This is a genomic window from Dactylosporangium sp. NPDC051484 (assembly GCF_040689395.1).
Taxonomy (GTDB): domain Bacteria; phylum Actinomycetota; class Actinomycetes; order Mycobacteriales; family Micromonosporaceae; genus Dactylosporangium.
This window is the reverse complement of sequence record NZ_JBFAZX010000003.1, coordinates 494,268-511,996: the sequence shown is the minus strand read 5'-3', so window position 1 is coordinate 511,996 and position 17,729 is coordinate 494,268. Positions and strand designations below refer to the sequence as shown.

Annotated in this window: 15 protein-coding genes and 1 pseudogene; 5 read left to right on the top strand and 11 right to left on the bottom strand. The window is 73.2% G+C overall.

Going from position 1 to position 17,729, the window contains the following annotated elements:
- Positions 1 to 254 precede the first annotated feature (254 nt).
- The 6 genes from AB0367_RS08600 to AB0367_RS08575 all read right to left on the bottom strand — a co-directional run bounded on the left by AB0367_RS08600 (position 255) and on the right by AB0367_RS08575 (position 7,121).
- Complete coding sequence (locus AB0367_RS08600; protein ID WP_366225582.1) at positions 255 to 1,868, bottom strand: PfkB family carbohydrate kinase; 1,614 nt, start codon at positions 1,866 to 1,868, stop codon at positions 255 to 257.
- Complete coding sequence (locus AB0367_RS08595; RefSeq protein ID WP_366225581.1) at positions 1,865 to 3,394, bottom strand: carbohydrate kinase family protein; 1,530 nt, start codon at positions 3,392 to 3,394, stop codon at positions 1,865 to 1,867. Before AB0367_RS08595 ends, AB0367_RS08600 begins: the two co-directional genes overlap by 4 nt.
- Positions 3,395 to 3,746: 352 nt before the next feature.
- A complete protein-coding gene (locus tag AB0367_RS08590) occupies positions 3,747 to 4,013 on the bottom strand; it encodes an acylphosphatase (RefSeq protein ID WP_366225579.1) in 267 nt (88 codons plus the stop codon).
- A 178-nt stretch (positions 4,014 to 4,191) separates the two neighbouring features.
- A complete protein-coding gene (locus tag AB0367_RS08585; protein WP_366225578.1) occupies positions 4,192 to 6,318 on the bottom strand; it encodes an MMPL family transporter in 2,127 nt (708 codons plus the stop codon).
- Positions 6,319 to 6,531: 213 nt separating this feature from the next.
- Positions 6,532 to 6,705: a hypothetical protein gene (locus tag AB0367_RS08580; protein WP_366225577.1), complete on the bottom strand. Its 174-nt coding sequence runs from the start codon at positions 6,703 to 6,705 to the stop codon at positions 6,532 to 6,534.
- A 62-nt stretch (positions 6,706 to 6,767) separates the two neighbouring features.
- On the bottom strand, positions 6,768 to 7,121 hold the full coding sequence (locus tag AB0367_RS08575; RefSeq protein ID WP_366225622.1) for a MerR family transcriptional regulator: 354 nt from the start codon (positions 7,119 to 7,121) through the stop codon (positions 6,768 to 6,770).
- Between the two features lie 9 nt (positions 7,122 to 7,130).
- On the opposite strand from AB0367_RS08575, the pseudogene AB0367_RS08570 reads away from it, so the two are divergent.
- The 3 genes and pseudogenes from AB0367_RS08570 to AB0367_RS08560 all read left to right on the top strand — a co-directional run.
- Positions 7,131 to 7,244 (top strand): annotated as a pseudogene (locus AB0367_RS08570) (hypothetical protein); the annotation flags it as partial.
- Positions 7,245 to 7,326: 82 nt separating this feature from the next.
- Positions 7,327 to 8,163 carry an NAD(P)H-binding protein gene (locus tag AB0367_RS08565; protein WP_366225576.1) on the top strand — a complete coding sequence of 279 codons (837 nt, stop codon included), beginning with the start codon at positions 7,327 to 7,329 and terminating at the stop codon, positions 8,161 to 8,163.
- Positions 8,164 to 8,197: 34 nt separating this feature from the next.
- A complete protein-coding gene (locus tag AB0367_RS08560) occupies positions 8,198 to 9,193 on the top strand; it encodes a DUF2332 domain-containing protein (protein ID WP_366225575.1) in 996 nt (331 codons plus the stop codon).
- Here the strand turns inward: AB0367_RS08560 and AB0367_RS08555 are convergent.
- The 3 genes from AB0367_RS08555 to AB0367_RS08545 form a co-directional block, all read right to left on the bottom strand.
- Complete coding sequence (locus AB0367_RS08555; protein WP_366225574.1) at positions 9,190 to 9,867, bottom strand: hotdog fold domain-containing protein; 678 nt, start codon at positions 9,865 to 9,867, stop codon at positions 9,190 to 9,192. The two genes, AB0367_RS08560 and AB0367_RS08555, sit on opposite strands and share 4 nt — an antisense overlap.
- Positions 9,868 to 10,157: 290 nt before the next feature.
- Positions 10,158 to 10,811: a response regulator transcription factor gene (locus AB0367_RS08550; protein ID WP_366225573.1), complete on the bottom strand. Its 654-nt coding sequence runs from the start codon at positions 10,809 to 10,811 to the stop codon at positions 10,158 to 10,160.
- Positions 10,808 to 12,007 (bottom strand): histidine kinase, encoded by a 1,200-nt coding sequence (locus AB0367_RS08545; protein WP_366225572.1) that lies wholly within the window; start codon positions 12,005 to 12,007, stop codon positions 10,808 to 10,810. The genes AB0367_RS08550 and AB0367_RS08545 overlap by 4 nt, the downstream gene beginning before the upstream one ends.
- 145 nt (positions 12,008 to 12,152) lie before the next feature.
- Here AB0367_RS08545 and AB0367_RS08540 point away from each other — a divergent pair, with 145 nt between their 5' ends.
- Positions 12,153 to 12,836 carry a hypothetical protein gene (locus tag AB0367_RS08540; protein ID WP_366225571.1) on the top strand — a complete coding sequence of 228 codons (684 nt, stop codon included), beginning with the start codon at positions 12,153 to 12,155 and terminating at the stop codon, positions 12,834 to 12,836.
- Here AB0367_RS08540 and AB0367_RS08535 read toward each other — a convergent pair.
- A complete protein-coding gene (locus AB0367_RS08535) occupies positions 12,812 to 13,156 on the bottom strand; it encodes a helix-turn-helix domain-containing protein (protein ID WP_366225621.1) in 345 nt (114 codons plus the stop codon). The genes AB0367_RS08540 and AB0367_RS08535 overlap by 25 nt on opposite strands.
- 171 nt (positions 13,157 to 13,327) lie before the next feature.
- Between AB0367_RS08535 and AB0367_RS08530 the strand changes: the two genes are divergently transcribed.
- A complete protein-coding gene (locus AB0367_RS08530; protein ID WP_366225570.1) occupies positions 13,328 to 14,212 on the top strand; it encodes an NADP-dependent oxidoreductase in 885 nt (294 codons plus the stop codon).
- A gap of 87 nt (positions 14,213 to 14,299) precedes the next feature.
- Here the strand turns inward: AB0367_RS08530 and AB0367_RS08525 are convergent, their stop codons facing one another.
- Positions 14,300 to 17,722 (bottom strand): ABC transporter ATP-binding protein, encoded by a 3,423-nt coding sequence (locus AB0367_RS08525; RefSeq protein ID WP_366225569.1) that lies wholly within the window; start codon positions 17,720 to 17,722, stop codon positions 14,300 to 14,302.
- Between the last annotated feature and the right edge of the window lie 7 nt (positions 17,723 to 17,729).

The following is a 17,729-nucleotide window of genomic DNA, read 5'->3' as shown; positions in this document are numbered from 1 at the left end:
GCGCGCCGGCCCGCCCGGCGACGGCGAGCTCGTCGGTGATGTCGCTGCCGCCGACGCCTCGCCGCACCTCGACACCCTGCCCCGTCCGACCTGGGGCTCGGCCACGACGCCAGCTCGGCGCACCGGCTCGGCCCGCACGCCGAGGCGCTCAATGAGCGCTACGTCGCGTCGTGCGCTACGAGGCCGGCGAACCGCCCGTGGGTCGGCGCCGCACGCCCTCCTCCGAGCGTCGTCGTACCACCATGACGCCGCCCTCACCCGGAATTCGACACCACCGCGCCGTCGAGGGATCGCTGCTTCAGAATGCGCCGCACTTTCCAGAAGACCGACTGAATACCGTGGCGCGGGAACGCGATGGAGTACGGCGCGGCAAGCTCCGGCACGTAGTCACAGCCGTCCTCGGCGAGCACGGCGACCCGGTCGAAGCCGTACCTGCCCTGGAACAGCCCGATCTCGTGCACGACGTTCTGCCGGGCGAGCCGCTTTCCCTCGGCGGTGAGGTCCTCGACGGTGAGCACGCAGACGGCGAACGAGCACAGCGCGAGGTTCGCCTCAAGTGCCTCGGTCACCGCCACGCTGCCCCAGGTCTGGCGCTCGAAGAAGTGCACCGGCAGGCCGAGCTCCGCCTCGATGAGCTCCTTGACGGCGAGCCAGTCCGAGCTTCCGCCGTGCGCGATGAAGACGCCGGGCGGCTCGATCGCCGCGCGCCGGCCGGCGTCGAGCGAGCGGATCAGATCCCGCGCGACCTTCGGGAAGTGCGCGTGCCCGCCGTGCCCCACGTATCGGAGTTTGTGCCGCGCCAGTGCCATGCCGAGCAGCGCGCCCAGTTCCACCTGGAGCCGATCGGAGGTGATGACGGCGAGGAGCCCGGCCGCGAAGACGTCGCCGGCCCCGGTGTCGTCCTCAACCTCGCCGGCCGGCAGGGTCGACTGCGCGTAGTGATCCCTGCGCAGCTCACCGCCGGTGCGCGTGAAGGTCGAGATCCCGGACGGCTTCTTCACCAGGATCATCGCGCCGGGCTGGGCGCGGCACAGCAGCCGGTCGGCCACGAGCGTGTCGTCGTCGCCCTCGGCATGCTCACCGAGGGCCCGGAACTCACGGTTGTTGAGAATCAGGAAGTCGGCGAGCCCGACGAGTTCGGCGATCGCCGGCGTGGGGTTGGTCGCCCAGACGTGACCTGGGTCGAACGAGATCATCGTTTCCGGACTGCGTTGCTTGACCGTCTCCAGCACGGCCAGCATCCGTTGCGGCGTGCGCGGATCGAGAAATGACGTCAGGTGAATCACGCGGGCGGCGGACAGATATTTCACGACCGCCTCGAAATCATCTTCCAGATAATCGGCCATCAGTTCATTCGCACCCGCATGGGTCAACAGGGTGCGCTCGCCGTCCTCGATGAACGAGAAACAGATCCCGCTCAGCACCTCGGCGTGCTGACGGACGCCGGAGTCGTCGATTCCCAGCAGCCGCATCTGCCGGGTGCTGGAAATTCCCGGCATCGGCATACGGCCGGCGACGCCGACGTAGCCCAGGCGCAGCCCGAGATCGGTCTGCGCGATCGCCATGATGGCGTTGAACGCCGAGCCGCCGAGGTTCACCTTCAGGGAGCCGGCGTCGGCCGCCTCCAGCGCGGCGTAGATCACGTCCGCGCCGACGTCACGCTCCGCGCCCCACTCGATCGCCGTCTCGTCGCCCAGAACGCCTTTGAGCCGGGTGGTGAGCGAGGTGCTGTTCGCCGACGTCTGGCGGTGCACGGCCGAGGCGGTCGCGATGTAATCGAGATTGATGGCACCGACGCCGACGACGTCGAACTGGAATTTCGCGCTCCTGGGTTCCCCGGCCAGTCTTTCCGCAGTATATGAAATCATCTCAGTTCATTCCTCTCGATCAAACCCTCTCGAACGAGCATGCGCTCGATCTCGAGAAAGGTCGCGTCCACGCGTCCCCTGGGAAACGGAAGTCGAATGAGCCCAGCGGCGTTGGAGAACATCTCGCAACCGTCTTCCACCAGCATCGCGACCCGGCCGAAACCGTATCTGCCGTGAAAGATGCCCGCCTGATGAACGAGATCCTGATCGGCCCGGCCGTGCCCGTCGGACGTCGCCGCCCCGACCGTCAGGACGCATACGGCGAAGCTGCATTCCGTCAATATCATGCGCATCGCGTCGGTCACGGGTATCTGCGAATCGGACCGGTCCAGCTCGAAAACGGTGACCCGGCAGTCGATCTCGAGGAACTCGCGGAGATCGCGCGACGGCGGCGTGCCGTCGTGTGACAGGAACACCCCTTTGGGCCGAGGTCGCTCGCGGGTCACGCTCTCCCTGATCTGCAGGAACCCGCGCGCCAGCGCCGGCAGGCCCGAGCCCCGCAGCTTGTGCCGGGCCAGGCTGAGACCGAGCAGCGAGCCCAGCTCAGCCTGGATCTCGCGCGAGGCCAGTCCGGCCAGGACGGCGGCCGAGAAGACGTCGCCGGCCCCGGTCGCATCCTCGAGCCCGGTCTCGGCCGTGAGCGGCAAGGCGAGCCTGAACTGCTCCGTCGTGAGGCTCCCCCGCCCGCTGCGGAAGACCTCGACGAAGTCGTAGCGTTTCGTGACGAAGATCGTCGCATCGGGACCGCAGCGCGCCAGCAGTGTCCGCGCGACCTCGGAGTCGAGCTGGCCGTGGCGGTAGTTGCCCAGCGCCTTGAACTCACGAAAGTTGACGAACACGTAGTCGGCGAGCCGGAGGATGCCCAGGATCGCCTCGGTGGGGTTCAGCGCCCAGTCGTGTCCCGGGTCGAAGGTGATCAGCGTCGCCGGGTTGAGCTCCTTGGCCCGTGCCAGGACGGCCAACTGCTCCACCGGGCTCTCATCGTCCAGCAGCGACGTGACGTGAACGAAGCGAGCGCTCGCCAGATACTGGGCGATCCGCTCCCGGTGCTGCCGCAGATATGTCGCCATGTGCAGGTTGGCGCCGGGGCAGGTGAGCAACGTCCGCTCGCCGTCGTCGATATATGAGAGGCACATGCCCGACGGGCGCATCGGCAGCTTGTGCACCCATCGCCGATCGATGCCGAGCAGATCCATCTGATGGGTGAACGATAGGCCGAGCATGCCGACCTCGCCGACAACGCCGACGTAGCCGCACCGGACACCCACGCGCATCTGACTCAGTGCGAACACGGTGTTCCACGCCGATCCGCCCAGAGCGGTCTGCAGCGACGCTGACCCGAGCTGGTCGATGACGGCCAGGATGACCTCTTCCGAGGCCGGGCCCTCGACGTTGCCCTCGAAGCGAGCGGCCGATTCGACGACCCAGTCCGCCATGCGTTTCGTCAGGCTTGACGCGCCCGCGATGTAATCGACGTTCAGTGCGCCCAGCCCGACGACGTCAAGACGGCTTCGGGTTCCGGTCACGACAACCTCCGAGTGCCGCAGCGGCGACTCCAGTGTCGCATCACCATCGATAGATGGGCAATGACGCTCGCCGCCGGGGCCTCCAGCGTCGTCACCGGCCGGGCGAGCCGTTCGACGCTACGGGCCTGTGCCGTTCGGGTCGCTCCGCTGATGGCCCCGCGGTCGTAAGCGCCGAAGCCTTGCCAGCCGGACTCGCTCGGCCGGCTGCGCCCCGTAGTGGTCGTGGCCAGTGACGTCCGGCGGCGCGACCGCGACCGCGACGGTCACCGCTCCTGGCGACGGTCAAGACGCGGAGCACGCACGACCTCACATGGCCTCACCCGGCCCCGCGCGGTGCTGGGCGTGGACCGGCTCACCGGATTCTGAACCCGGTCAGCCCCTCCGGCGGCCCGTCGCGCACCTCGACGCCGGTGACGTGGGCCGACTCGGGACCGTGACCGGCCCACGCCACGAGCGCTTCGACCGCCTCGGCGTCGCCCTCGAACACGGCCTCCACCCGGCCGTCGGGCAGGTTGCGCACCCAGCCGGCGACCCCGCGCGTCTCGGCGGCGCGCCGGCACGTGTCGCGGAAGAACACGCCCTGCACCCGGCCGGAGACGAGTACCCGTTTGCGGATCACTGTCTGACGGTACCGCCGCTGCACCGCCCAGGCGTGTGGTTCGATCCCGGCCGGCTGGGACCGCCGGCGGGGCGTCGCGGGGCCGGGTCTTGACACCGCGGACCTTGCAGGAAGGCGCGCCGGCGCCGACCGGTGTCTCGTGGGAAGAACGGTCTGTGAGTGACGCGGACCCGAGTCCTTATGAAGTCGCTCCTTGTGCGGCGGCGACGGCCGGTTCGGGCCCCCTCGCGTCCGCGGGGTGGCCCGTGGCCTTCGACAGGGCGCTCGGCCACCACATGTGGCGGCCGATGTCGAGGTTGAGCGCGGTCACCAGGACCGAGCGGACGATGATCGTGTCGAGTAGCACGCCGAACGCGACCGCGAAACCGATCTCGGCGAACGCGGTGAGCGGGAGCGTCGCCAGGACCGCGAACGTGCCGGCCAGGACCAGGCCGGCGTTGGTGATGACGCCGCCTGTCGCGGCCAGGCTGACCAGGGCGGCACGGCGTGTGCCGTGGCGCGGGGACTCCTCGCGGACACGGGTCATCAGGAAGATGTTGTAGTCGATGCCCAGCGCGACCAGGAACACGAAGACGAACAGCGGGAAGCTCGTGTCCGCGCCGGCGAAGCCGAAGACGTGGCGGAACACCAGGGCACTGATGCCCAGTGCGGCGCCGAAGGACAGCACGACCGTCGCGATGAGCACGAGCGGGGCCACGATCGAGCGCAGCAGCACCACCAGGATGAGCAGGACGACGGCGAGGACGACCGGGATGATGAGGCCGCGGTCGTACTTCGCGGCGCGCCGCACGTCCAGGTTGATCGCGGTCGTGCCACCGGCCTTCGCGTCGGCACCGGGGATGGCGTGGACGCGGTCGCGCAGGCGGTCGACCGTCGCGTACGCGGCGGCGCTGTCGGCCTCGTCGACGAGGTAGGCGTTGATGTACGCGTGGCCGTTACGCGGCGGGAACGCGGTGACCGTCGCCGGGTCCAGGCCGCTCGTCGCGGCGACGACGGCGCGGATCTCGTCGGACTTCGCCGCGGCGCCGATGACGACGACCGGGTTGCCGGCCGCGGCCGCGCCGCGCCGGGCGAGGACGTCCTCGCCGACGACCGAGTCCTGGGTGCCGCGGAACGACTCCTTGTTCGTCAGCCCGGTCGCGCCGAGCTGGACGATGCCGATCGCGGCGATCGCGAGGACGCCGGCGGTGACGATCCAGACCGCGCGCGGGCGGCGGCCGATGCGGGCGCCGGTGCGGGCCCACAGGCCGGTGGTCGTCGGCTCCGGCGAGCCCAGGCGCGGGCGCATCGGCCAGAAGATCCAGCGGCCGCAGATCGTCAGCAGCACCGGCAGGAGGGTGAGCATCACGGCGAGACCGACGGCGATGCCGATCGCGGCGACCGGACCGAGGCCCTTCGTCGCGTTGGTCTCGGCGAGCAGCAGGCACAGCATGCCGAGCACGACCGTCGCGGCGCTCGCCACGATCGCCGGGCCGGCCCGGTGCAGGGCCTCGGTCATCGCCTCGTGGCGGTCGCCGTGGCGGCGCAGTTCCTCGCGGTACCGCGCGATCAGCAGCAGCGCGTAGTCGGTGCCGGCGCCGAAGACGAGCACGGTCAGGATGCCGGCGCTCTGCGCGTTGACGATCAGCCCGGCGTGCCGGGCCAGCAGGTAGATCGCGCCTTGCGCGACGACGAGCGCGACGCCGGAGGAGATGACCGGCAGCAGCCACAGCAGTGGGCTGCGGTACGTCACCAGCAGGATCACCACGACCACGACGACCGTGCTGGCGAGCAGGTTGGTGTCGATGCCGGCGAAGGCCTTGCTCGAGTCGGCGGCGTTGCCCAGCGGGCCGGTGATGTGCACGGTCATGCCGTTCGCGCCGGCCTCGGCGGTGGCGCGCAGCCGTTCGGCGATGTCGCCGGCCTTGTTCCAGCCGTCGCCGCCGAGGTTGAGGGGCACGACGATCTGGGCGGCCTGGTTGTCGTTCGTCAGCCGCGCGTCGAAGACCTTGCCGTCGAGCTCGGGCATGGCGCCGAACGCCCGGGCGTCGGCCGCGAGCTTGGTCCTGTCCGAAGCGGTGAGGCCGGTGGCGCGCTCGTAGACGACCACGGCCGGGATGGTGCTGGGCGAGGCGAAGTTCGCCTGGACGTCGAGGACCTGCACCGACTCGGCGCCGCCCGGCAGCCACGACTTGGTGTCGTTCTGCTCGGCGCCGGCGAGCTTCTGCGACAGCGGCAGCGCGACGGCGGCGACGGCCAGCCAGAAGACCACGATGACGTACTTCACCCACCGCCCCGCGATGAGCCCCGCGACAGATCTCGTCATGGGTCGGTTGCTGCCCTTCACATGAGTCGCGACACTGTGCCGGGGCGGCGGCTCGACGCAGGCCCGCACGGCTCACGGTCGCGGGCAGGGCGTCGGTGACTGACACTAGCGGCGACCCGGCCACCGTCGTGGCCGAACGCCTGGAACCGGGGCCGACCGTCGGCCTGGGAGGCGTGGCGCTGTCGTTCGCCGCCGGTCAGCTGCCGACCGGGCTCAGGTCACGACCCGGCGACGGCGTGAGACCAACCGGGTGCCGTCCCCGGCGCGGGAGCGGTTGAGCCAGCGCAGCACCTCGTTGGCGTGCGTCGGCGGGGCCGGGATCGGATGGCAGACGTGCTCGACGCGCCCGTCCGCGACGACCAGGGTGAGGCGGCGGTAGAGGGTCATGCCCCCGGCGGTGAACGTGGGCAGGCCGATCGCGGCGGCCAGGGCGAGCCGGGGGTCGGGGATCAGGGGTACGGCAGGCCACTCGACAAGACGTCGGGCTTCCTCGTGACGTTCATCAATGCGAGGCGCACCTCGAGGGCGTCGCGCTGCGCGGTCAGCTGACCGATGCGCTCCTGCAGGCCGCCGATCGCGCTGCGATACGTCGCCAGGGCCGCCGCGCACACGTCCGACTCGTCGGCGCCGGCGGCGACGCTCTCCACGAACGGCCGGGTCTCCTCGACGCTGAGCCCGAGCGCGGTCAGCTCGCGGATCTGCACGACCAGCCGCACGGCGATCGGGTCGTACTCACGGTAGCCGTTGCCGAGGCGGCGCGGCACGACCAGGCCCACCGACTCGTAGTACCGAAGCGCCCGTATGGTGGTCCCGGCTCGGTGTCCCGCTCCGACCGCACGGCGAAGTACAACCGGCTGATCCGCATCGAGGAGGAGCTCGGCGCCCGGGCCGAGTTCCCCGGCGCGGCCGCCCTGCGCTCGGCGTAGCCCCCCGCGTTGCGATGACGAGGTCTCAGATGCCGCTGACCGGCTTGACCTCAAGCGCTGTTGAGGTCGCAGGATGGCCGGCATGACGGACATCAACCGTACGCTGGTGGTCGGGGCCACCGGTAACATCGGCCGGCACGCGGTGGCGCTGCTGCGCGAGCGGGGCGTCGCCGTGCGTGGGATGGCCCGCGACCCGGCCGGCCTGCCCGCCGGCGTCGAGCCGATCCGCGGCGACGTGCGCGACCCCGAGGCCCTGGGCCGGGCGCTCGCCGGGGTCGACGCGGTTCTGCTGATCTGGCCGTTCCCGACGGCGGACGGGATCGGGGCGGTCGCCGGCGCGATGGCCGGCGAGGCGCGGCGGGTCGCGTATGTCTCGGCGCTCAGCGTCCGCGACGACCGCCCGCCGGCCGAGAGCGGCGTCTGGGGCGAGGTCGAGGACGCGATCCGGCGCACCGGCGTCGCGTGGACGTTCCTGCGGGCGAGCGGGTTTGCCACCAATACTCGGCAATGGGCGGAAGACATCCGGGCCGGGCGAGTGGTGCGGGTGGCCTATCCGGAGGCAGCGCGCTCGCTCATCCACGAGCGGGACATCGCCGAGGTCGCCGCGCTCGTGCTGACCGAGCCCGGGCACGCGGGCGCCGCCTACACACTGACCGGGCCCGCCGCGCTCACCCAGGCCGAGCAGGTCCGCATTCTGGCCGCGGCCTCCGGGCGCGCGGCGCGGGTCGAGGCGGCCACGCCCGAGGAGGCTCGGGCGGGGCTGGGCTGGGCCGACCCGGGCTGGGCGGAGGCGATCCTGCGTTACTGGGCCTCGCTCGTCGACTCGCCCGAGCCGGTGACCGGCACGGTGGAGCGGCTGACCGGGGCGCCGGCGCGCTCGTTCGCGCAGTGGGCCGCGGACCACGCCGCCGAGTTCTGACCCACACTTCGGCACAGGCCGTAGCATCGTGTGCATGTCGCGGGGGACGACGACGCAGGAGTATCGGTTTTTCGCCACGGCGATGGCACGGGGCAGCTCACCGCTCTACGAGCGACTCGCCCTCGGCGTCGCCGGGGACGCGGAGCTGATCGATATGCTCGACGGGCTGCCGCCCGCCAAGCGCCAGCCCAACCTGCTCTTCGCCGCGGCGCGGCACGTGGGCGGGACCCCGGGCGGATATGCGCAGTTCCGCGACATCGTCCTTGGTCACCGCGACGCGGTCGTGGCCACGATGCTCGCCCGGCGCACGCAGACCAACGAGGCGGGGCGGTGCGCCGCGCTGTATCCGGTGCTCGCCGCGCTGCCGCAGCCGCTGACGCTGCTGGAGGTCGGCGCCTCCGCGGGGCTGTGCCTGCTGCCCGATCGGTACTCGTACGAGTACACCTGCCACGACGGAACCATGGTCCGGGCCGGCGCGGCGGACGGTGCGCCGCGGCTGCACTGCCGCGTCGAGGGCGCGCCGCCGGCCGTGGGCGCGGACGCGGTGCGCGTGGCGTGGCGGGCCGGCGTCGACCTCAACCCACTCGACGTGACCGACGAGGACGACGTGCGGTGGCTGCGCACGCTGGTCTGGCCCGAGCAGCTCGACCGGCTCGCCCGCCTCGACGCGGCGCTCGAGGTCGCCCGCCGTGACCCGCCGCGGGTCGTGGCCGGGGACCTCAACGCCCGCCTCGACGAGCTCGTCGCCGAGGCCGGCGATGCGGTCCGGGCGGGCGCCACGCTCGTGGTCTTCCACACCGCCGTCCTGGACTACGTGCCGGAGCCGGGGCGCGGCGCGTTCGTGGATCGGGTCCGGCGCCTGGACGGGCATTGGCTCTCGCAGGAGAGGCCGGGGATGCTCCCGCGCATCGACGCGCGGCTGCCGGGGCCGTCGTCCGCCGACACGATCGCTTACGTCGTGTCGCTGGACGAGCGGCCGCTGGCCTTCTCCGCGTTGCATGGCGCCTGGTTGCGCCCGCTGTCCGGCTAGTCCGTCGCCGGGGGCAGCGCGATCCAGGTCGCGTGAGCGGTCGCCAGGACCACCCCATCCGGGCTGTACACAGTGGACAGTACATCGGCCTTGCGGCCCCCGCCGCCGATGTGGCGGCCCACCACCACGCATGTGTCGCCCGGCCGCGGCAGGGCGTCGATCCAGGCCGAGATGCGCCCCAGGACATATGGACGGCCGCCCGACGGCGCGATGACCGACCAGCCGCCGGGGCAGTCCAGCGCGGCCCACAGCGTCGGCTCGCAGATGTCGCCGGGCACGTGCCAGGGCGCCGCGGTGCGGCCGTCCGGCAGGATGCCGGGGCGCAGCGCGAGGCCGTCGTCGCGCCCGGTGCCGCACACGTAGCACGTCGGGAACGGGTGCGAGCGCAGGCCCGGATAGTCCTTCGAGGCCTCCGCGGCGTCGCTGAGCGGCACCGGCGGCACGGCATCCGGTCGCTGCGCGGGCGCGGGGCGGGCCTCGGCGATCAGCGTGTCGCCGGCCAGCACCCGGGCGGCGGCGGCGGCGCGCACCACGGCGAGGTCGGTGTCCAGCGGCAGCGGACGACGCAGCGTCACCTCCGCCGGTGCCAGGCCGAGCTCCACCGCCAGCAGGCCGGCACTGTAGCCGCCGTTGCCCGAGCCGGGCGGGCCGTTGAACCGCGCCGCAATGCGCATCCGATGCCTCCGTTCCTCCCCTGCCGGTCTACCAGACGCCGGCCCGGGCGCCGCCCCCGGGTGCCCACGGGATTCCTAACAGGTCGGGCGCCACCACGTGGTGCCCGGCGGCGCGCACCGGTTGGCGGCGCGGCGCTCGACGGGCCGCAGCCCGTACACCGAGCGGAAGATCGCGACGTGAGACATGCACCGATTGTGACTTTGAACGTTATGTCGGCCTGGGTCTCAACTCGCCGCAGGCGGCCCGGCAGCGCTACGAGCGCCTGGAGGCACGCGCCGACGAGGCGTGATCAACCACCGGGGCGGATGAGGCCGCTCTCGTAGGCGAACGCGACCGCCTGCACCCGGTCGCGCAGCCCGAGCTTGGTCAGCATCCGCGACACGTAGGTCTTCACCGTCGCCTCGCCGAGGAACAGCGCGGCGGCGATCTCGGCGTTAGACCGCCCGCGGGCCACCAGCCGCAGGACGTCGACCTCCCGCTCGGTGAGCCCGGCCAGCTGCGCCGCGGCGCACGGGTCGGCCGCGGGCGCCCTAGCGTAGGACTCGATGACCCGCAGCGTCACCGCCGGGTCCAGCAGCGCCTGCCCGGCCGCGACCGTGCGCACCGCGTGCACGAGCTGCTCCGGCGGCGCGACCTTCAGCAGGAACCCGCTCACCCCGGCCCGCAGCGCCTGGCGGACCGCCTCGTCCTCGTCGAACGTGGTCAGGATGATCACCTTCGCGGACGACTCGGCGAGGATGTGCCGGGCCGCCTCGATCCCGTCGCCGCGCGGCATGCGCACGTCGAGCAGGACCACGTCGGGCGCGGCACGGCGGACCTCGGCGCGCGCCTGCTCCCCGTCGGCCGCCTCGCCGACCACCTCGATGTCGGCCTGGTGCTCCAGCAGCATCCGCAGCCCGGCCCGGATCATCGCCTCGTCGTCCGCGACGACCACCCGGATCATGCCCGGATTCCCTTCACAACCCCGGATTCGGTACCGAGGGGAAAGACCGCCCGCACCGTGTACCCGCCCGGCCGCGCTCCCGCGCTCAGCGTGCCGGAGAACGCCGCCACCCGTTCCCGCATGCCGATCAGCCCGTGGCCGCCGGGCGAGGCACCCGCCGTACCGACGCCGGACTCGTTGTCGACCGTGAGCGACACGCGCCCGGGCTCGCGGCGCAGACGGACCGTGGTCGGGGCGGGCCCGGCGTGGCGCAGGACGTTGGTCAGCGCCTCCTGCAGCACGCGGTACGCCGAGATGTCCTGCGCCCGCGAGATCCCCGTGAGGTCGCCGTCGACGGTGAGCGAGACCGGCAGCCCCGCGGCGCGCACCTCGGCGACGAGTTCCTCGGCCCGGGCGAGGGTCGGCTGCGGCGCCGGGGCTCCGACGTCCGGCGAGGCGTCTCGCAGGATGCCGACCAGGGCGCGCATCTCCCCCACCGACTCGCGCCCCAGCCGCTCGATGCCCTCCATCATCTCGGCCTGCGGCGTGCCCGCCGGCAGGGTGCTGCGCACGGCGCCGAGCTGCAGGACCATCACGCTGATCGAGTGGGCCACCGCGTCGTGCATGTCGCGGGCGATGCGCTGCCGCTCCCGCGCGACGGCGGCGCGCTCGCGGGCCTCGCGCTCGGCGTCCAGCGCGGTGTTGAGCCGCGCCAGCAGGTCCGCGCGGTCGCGCAGCCGGCGGGCGAGCAGGCCGACGCCCCATGCGCCCCAGCACAGCAGGCCGAAGAACAGGTTCTCCCACGCCTGCCCGCCGAGCCCGGCCACCGTCGAGTCCGCCGCCCGCCCGGCGACCCAGGTGCCCAGGCTCGCCATGAGCTGCAGCGCCAGCGGCGCGAGCCACGACGCGGCGACACGCGTCGAGCCGGCCCGGACGACCCGGTATCCGGCCCAGCCCGGGGCGGCGCAGAAGCCCAGCACCGTGGCGCCCGTCGGCCCGTGCAGCCCGCCGGCGACCGCGATCGGGAACGCGAGCCCCACCACGAGCGCTCCGGCGACTGGCCGCCACGCGCCCAGCCACATCCCGCCGGCGACGGCCGCCAGGGCCGCGGCGGGCACGGCCGGTGCCGCGGAGAACTGCGCGTCGAGGAGGATCTCGGCGATACCGACAACGGTCAGCGCGGCGGCGAGCCCCCAGGGCACGATCATGCGGTGCATGCCGGCGATCGTAAAGGGCACTGGTCAGCCGCCGGGTCGGCCGCGCGACGGACAGCGTGACGGACCCGTGTCCCCCGCGCGGCGGACGGGATTCGAGACGCTCGCGGGCAGAGCCGGGCGCGGGTGCGGCCATAGCGTTTCCGGCATGACGAACACCGATTCCCCCGCCAAGCGGGTCATGGGGATAGCCGCCGGCACCGCCCTCGTCGCGGGCGCCGCATCCTTCTTCGCCGGCCTCGCCACGTCGCCGCCGCAGGCCGACGAGTCGAAGGCCACCTACCTGCGCTCGCTCGCCGAGGACCCGTTCACCACCCAGCTGTCCGCGATGCTGCTGCACTACGGCAACCTGCTCATGGGCGTGGGCCTGCTGGCGGTGCCGCTGCTGGTCCGTGGCCGCCGCGGCGGCGTGCTCACCGTGATCGGCGCGCTGCTGGGCGCGCTCGGGCTGATCGAGATGTCCGGCGCCCTGCTGTCCGACTGGTTCCACATGGAGCTGGGCCGCAACCTGCCGGTCGAGCAGGCCGTCGCGATCTCCGACCAGGTCCTGGCCCACCCCGCGCAGCAGCTCGCGTTCAGCCCGGGGCCGCTGGTGTCGCTCGCGCTGCTGCTGACGTTCGCCGGGCTGTCCCGGGCCGGGGTGGTCGGCTGGTGGACGGTGCCGGCCGTGGTGCTGGGCTACGCCGGACTGCTCTTCATGCCCTACGACACCCCGGTCCTGCCGGCCGTGGGCACCCTGCCGATGCTGGCCTCGATGGCCTTCGCCGGCTGGCGGGTGCTCGGCCGGGCCCGGGTCGGCGCGCCGGCCTACCTCGCGGCGGCGGCGTCGTAGTCCTCGCGGGCCTGCAGGATCTGCCCGATGTGCGTCTCGGACCAGCTCTTGAGGGCGACGAGGATCGGCACGAGGGAGTGGCCGAGCGGCGTCAGCTCGTAGTCGACCCGCACCGGCACCGACGGGGTGACGGTGCGGGTCACCATTCCGTCGCGCTCCAGTGTCCGCAGCGTCTGGGTGAGCATCTTCTGGCTCGCCCCGGCGATGCTGGTGCGCAGCTCGCCGTGCCGCAGCGACCCCTCGGCGAGGGCGTTGACGACCAGGCTGGCCCACTTGTCCCCGACGGTGGCGAGCACCTGCCGGGTCGGGCAGGCCGCCATGTACGCGTCGTAGACGATCCGCTCGTCGGCGCGCCGCTGCTCGGCGGTCTTGGTCACGGCTCCTCCAGCCCCTCCGGGTGACATAGGCACCAATAGGTACCTACTTACCAACAGTACCCGACTCGGGGCACGGTGGCGATCGGTCATCACCGCACCCACCTGGAGGAAGTCATGTTCCTAGTCGAGGTCTCGCAGTTCGGCGACGCCGACCGCCTGCGCGGTACGTGGCGGCCCGACCCCGCGCCCGTCGCCGGCCGCGTCCCGGTCCGCGTGAGCGCCGCCGTGGTCAACCCGGTCGACGTGGGCACCCGGGCCGGCGGCCTGGCCGCGATGGTGCCGGGCCTGCGGCCGCCGTTCGTGCTCGGCTGGGACTTCGCCGGCGTCACCGACGACGGCACCGCCGTCGCCGGCCTGGTGCCGTGGTTCGACGAAGCCGGCGCCACCGGCACCTACACCGAGCGCCTGCTCGCCGACCCGGCGTGGCTGGCCCCGATCCCGGCCGGCGTCGACCCGGCCGAGGCGGCGACGATCGCCCTGAACGGCCTCACCGCCCGGCAGGCCCTGCCGCTGGCGGGCCTGCGGGCCGGCGCGCGGCTGCTCGTCACCGGCGCCAGCGGCGGGGTGGGCGGCCTCGCGGTACAGCTGGCGGCCGCGGCCGGCCTGGACGTGACCGCGATCGCCTCGCCGGGCGACGAGGCGTTCGTCGCCGGGCTGGGCGCCAAGGAGGTCGTCACCCGTGGTGCCGCGCTGCCGGCGGGCGCCTTCGACGCCGCCCTGGACGCCGCCTCGTACGGCGGCGTGCTGCACGCGGTCCGCGACGGCGGCGCGTACGTCGCGGTCACCGACCCGAGCACGCCCGCGCCCGAGCGCGGGATCCGGGTCGCCAAGGTGAGCGTCGCACCCTCCGCGGAGGGCCTGGCGGCGCTGCTGGACGACCTGGCCGCCGGCCGGCTCACGACCCGCATCGCCGGCCGCCTGCCGCTGGCCAAGGCCGCCGAGGCACACCGCCGCGTGGAGCGGGGCGGCCTGCGCGGCAAGCTGGTGCTGCTCCCCTGACCGGCGCGCGTCACGGCGGCGCGGCGGGCCGCGCGAGGGTGACGGTCACGACCGTGCCGCCGTGGGGGTGGGGCAGGGCGAGGCGGATCAGCCGGCCAGGTGGCCCCAGCGCGACTCGAGTTCGCGCCAGGTGCCTTGCGCGGCCGCGGTGCCGTCCTGCAGCACGATCACGCGGTCGGCCTGGGTCAGGGCCGCTCGTTTCGATGTCGAGCCGATCACCGTCACGCCGTGTTCGCGCAGGGCACGCCACAGGGCCAGCTCCGTGGTCACGTCCAGGGCCGAGGACACGTCGTCGGCGATGAGCAGCTCCGTGCGCGGGGCCAGGGCCCGTGCCAGGGCCAGGCGTTGCAGCTGGCCGCCCGACAGGCGGGTGCCCTTGTGACCGATGAGCAGGCCCAGCCCGGCGCCGGCGGCGTTCAGGTCGTATTCCAGCTGGGCGGTGGAGACGGCGCTGTGGGCGTCGACCTCATGGCCCAGGCTGATGTTGTCCGCGATCGTGCCGGACAGGACCCTCGGCAGCTGCGCCACGTAACCGATCTGGTTCGGGCGCAGGAACATCTCGGGCTGGGTGACCGGCTCGCCGTTCCACTCGAGTTTGCCCGTGTGGTGCACGATGCCGGCCAGGGCACGCAGCAGCGACGACTTGCCGGACCCCACGGGGCCGACGACGAGGACGAGCTGGCCGCGCTCGACGGACAGGTCCAGGTCGCGCACGGCGACGGTGCCGTCCTCGTGCACGGCGGTGAAGCCGGCCAGGTCGAGGCGGCGCAGCGGGTGCCTCGGCGCGGCGGCGGGCGCGGGGGCGGTGCCGGCGGAGAGGTCGACGCCGGGGACGGCGGCGGCGTACTCGGCGACGCCGGTCATCTCGATGGTGCGGCGGGTCCAGACGCGGGCCGACGGCAGCTGGGAGATGAGCGAGGCGGTGGTCCACGCGAACCAGCGCGCCGAGCCGAGGGTGGAGACCGCGACCAGGGTGGCGCCGGCGGAGAGGCGGCCGGACAGCAGCAGCGCCCAGGCGCCGATCGGCAGCAGGCCGCTGGCCAGGGCGGGCGTGGAGCGGGCCCACACCTGCACGGAGATCTCGCGGCGCTGGTGCTCGCTGCGGACGCGGTCGAGCCGGGCCAGGTGGGCCAGGACCGGGGCGGTGGCGCCGGCGAGCTTCACCGTGCGCGCGGCGGACAGCGACGACACGAGGGACGTGGCGAAGGCCGCGCGCGCCGCGACCGTCTTCTGCGCCGAGCGCTTCAGCGACCGGCCGAACAGGGTCGCGGCGAGGCCGGAGAGCACGATCGTGCCGGCCATGAACAGCGCGGGAACGAACGAGCCGGAGACGACCGTCATCGCGACCAGGATCCACACACAGATCCACTGGTCGATGAGGTTGTCGGCGAGCACCACGACGCGCTCGGTGTCGCCGCCCTGGGCGACGACCTCGGCGGGGGTGTGCTTGCTGACCCGCCGGGCCCCGGTCTGGCCGTGCACGAGGCGCAGGCTGATGCGCAGCAGCTGGCGTACCCACCACTCCGGGTACAACCGGCTCGTGTAGTACGGCAGCGCCATCGGCAGCAGCAGGCCGGCGGCGATCCCGAGCGCCGGCCACAGCGCGTTGCCGGCGCCGTCGACGAGGTCGGCCCACAGCCACGGCAGCACCGAGCCGTCGAGCCCGAGGATCGTCATCAGCGCGAACATCACCACGGAGACGAGCCCGAAGCGCCAGTCGTTGGTGGCGAGCTTGAAGATGTTCCAAAGGGTGCGGGCCCTGGGCATCTCGGGCAGTGGCGGCGGGTCGGCCTTGCTCGCGGCGCTGGTGAGGACCGGCCGGTCCGCGGCGGAGCGGGGCACCGGCGAAGCGGACCGCGCGGCGGACAGCAGCTCGGCGAAGCGGGCCGACCCGGCGAGCGGGCCGGCCTCCACCACGGCGCCGTCGGCGAGGACGACGACCTCGTCGCACTGCCGCACCGAGGAGAGCCGGTGCGCGACGATGATGCCGATCCTGCCGGTGAGCAGGCGCTCGGTCGCCCGCTGCACCTGCGCCTCGGTCACCGAGTCCAGCCGCGCGGTGGCCTCGTCGAGGATGACCACCTGCGGGTCGCGGACCACGATGCGGGCGAAGGCGACGAGCTGCTCCTGGCCGGCCGAGAGCACGTGGCCGCCGTCGCCGAGGCGGGTCTGGATGCCGTCGGGCAGGTCGGCGACCCAGCCGGTGAGGCCGAGCTCCTCGATCGCGCGCGCGGCCGGCTCCAGCAGGCCGGGGTCGAACAGCGCGATGTTCTCCGCGAGCGTGCCGGCGAGGATCTCCGTGCGCTGCGGCACGACGGCGATCCACCGGCGCAGCGCCTCCACGTCGATGTCGACCAGGTCGGTGCCGCCCAGGAAGACGGTGCCGCGGGGCAGCTCGACGGCGCGGGTGAGCACCTTGGCGAGGGTCGACTTGCCCGATCCGGTACGCCCGATCAGCGCATAGGACCGGCCCCGGGCGAACGTGAGGCTCACGTCGCGCAGGGCCGGTCTGCGGGCCGAACTGGAGTAGCGGAAGGTCAGGTCGCGTACCTCGAGATCGCCGGCGGCGGGCGCCTGCCCGCCGACCGGCTCCTGTCTGCTGTCGCGCAGCAGCTGCACGCGGGCCCAGGCGCCGAGCGCGTACTGCAGCTCGGGCACCATCCGGCTGGTGTGCTCGACGGTCGCGCCGAAGCCGAGCGCGAGCAGCCAGACGGCGCTGAGCCGGGCGACATCGAGGGCGTCGGCGGCCATCGCCCACACGCCGCCGAGCACGACGAGCGCGATGCCGAGCCGGACGGACCCGGACGCGACGGACGTGACGGCCGCCGAGCGGCGCCACACCCGGCGGCCGCGTTCGAGCACGGTGGCGGCCCGGCGGGCGAAGAGTCGCAGCACGTACGGCCGGGCAAGGGTCGTGCGCACGTCGTCCTGCCCGTGGATGCTCTCCTCCATCACGGCGGCGACATCGGACCAGGCCTCCTCCTCGCCCATGCGCGCGGCGGCGATCTTCGCGGCCGGCTTGCGCAGGGTCACGATCAGCACGACGGTGATGACGATCATCGCGAGGCCGGCCGGCCACCACACGAACAGCGTGGTCGCCACCGACAGCACGGTGTAGCAGGCCGCCTGCGCGATGCGTACGCCGGCGTTGCGCAGCTCGGCGGCGACCTGGTAGACGTCGCCGTCGATCCGGTCGAGCAGCTCGCCGACGGGCGTGGTCTCCAGTGTCGGCAGGTCCTGACCGAATGCCACGCGACAGAGCCGCCGGCGGACGTCGGCGGCCCAGTCGGCGGTGAGGCGGGCCATGATGAGCCCGACGCCGAGATCGGTGAGCACGGCCGCCGCGAGGGCCGCCGCAAGCACCGCGAACATGGTCCACGATCGATGGATGAGCACCGACCCGCCGACGGCCGACGCGGCGGCCTGCCCCGCCGCGCCGAGCACGATGAGGAAGGCCACGAGCGCGGTCCGGCGCGGCGACGTGGCCCAGAGGTCGCGCATCAATCGCATGGTGTGG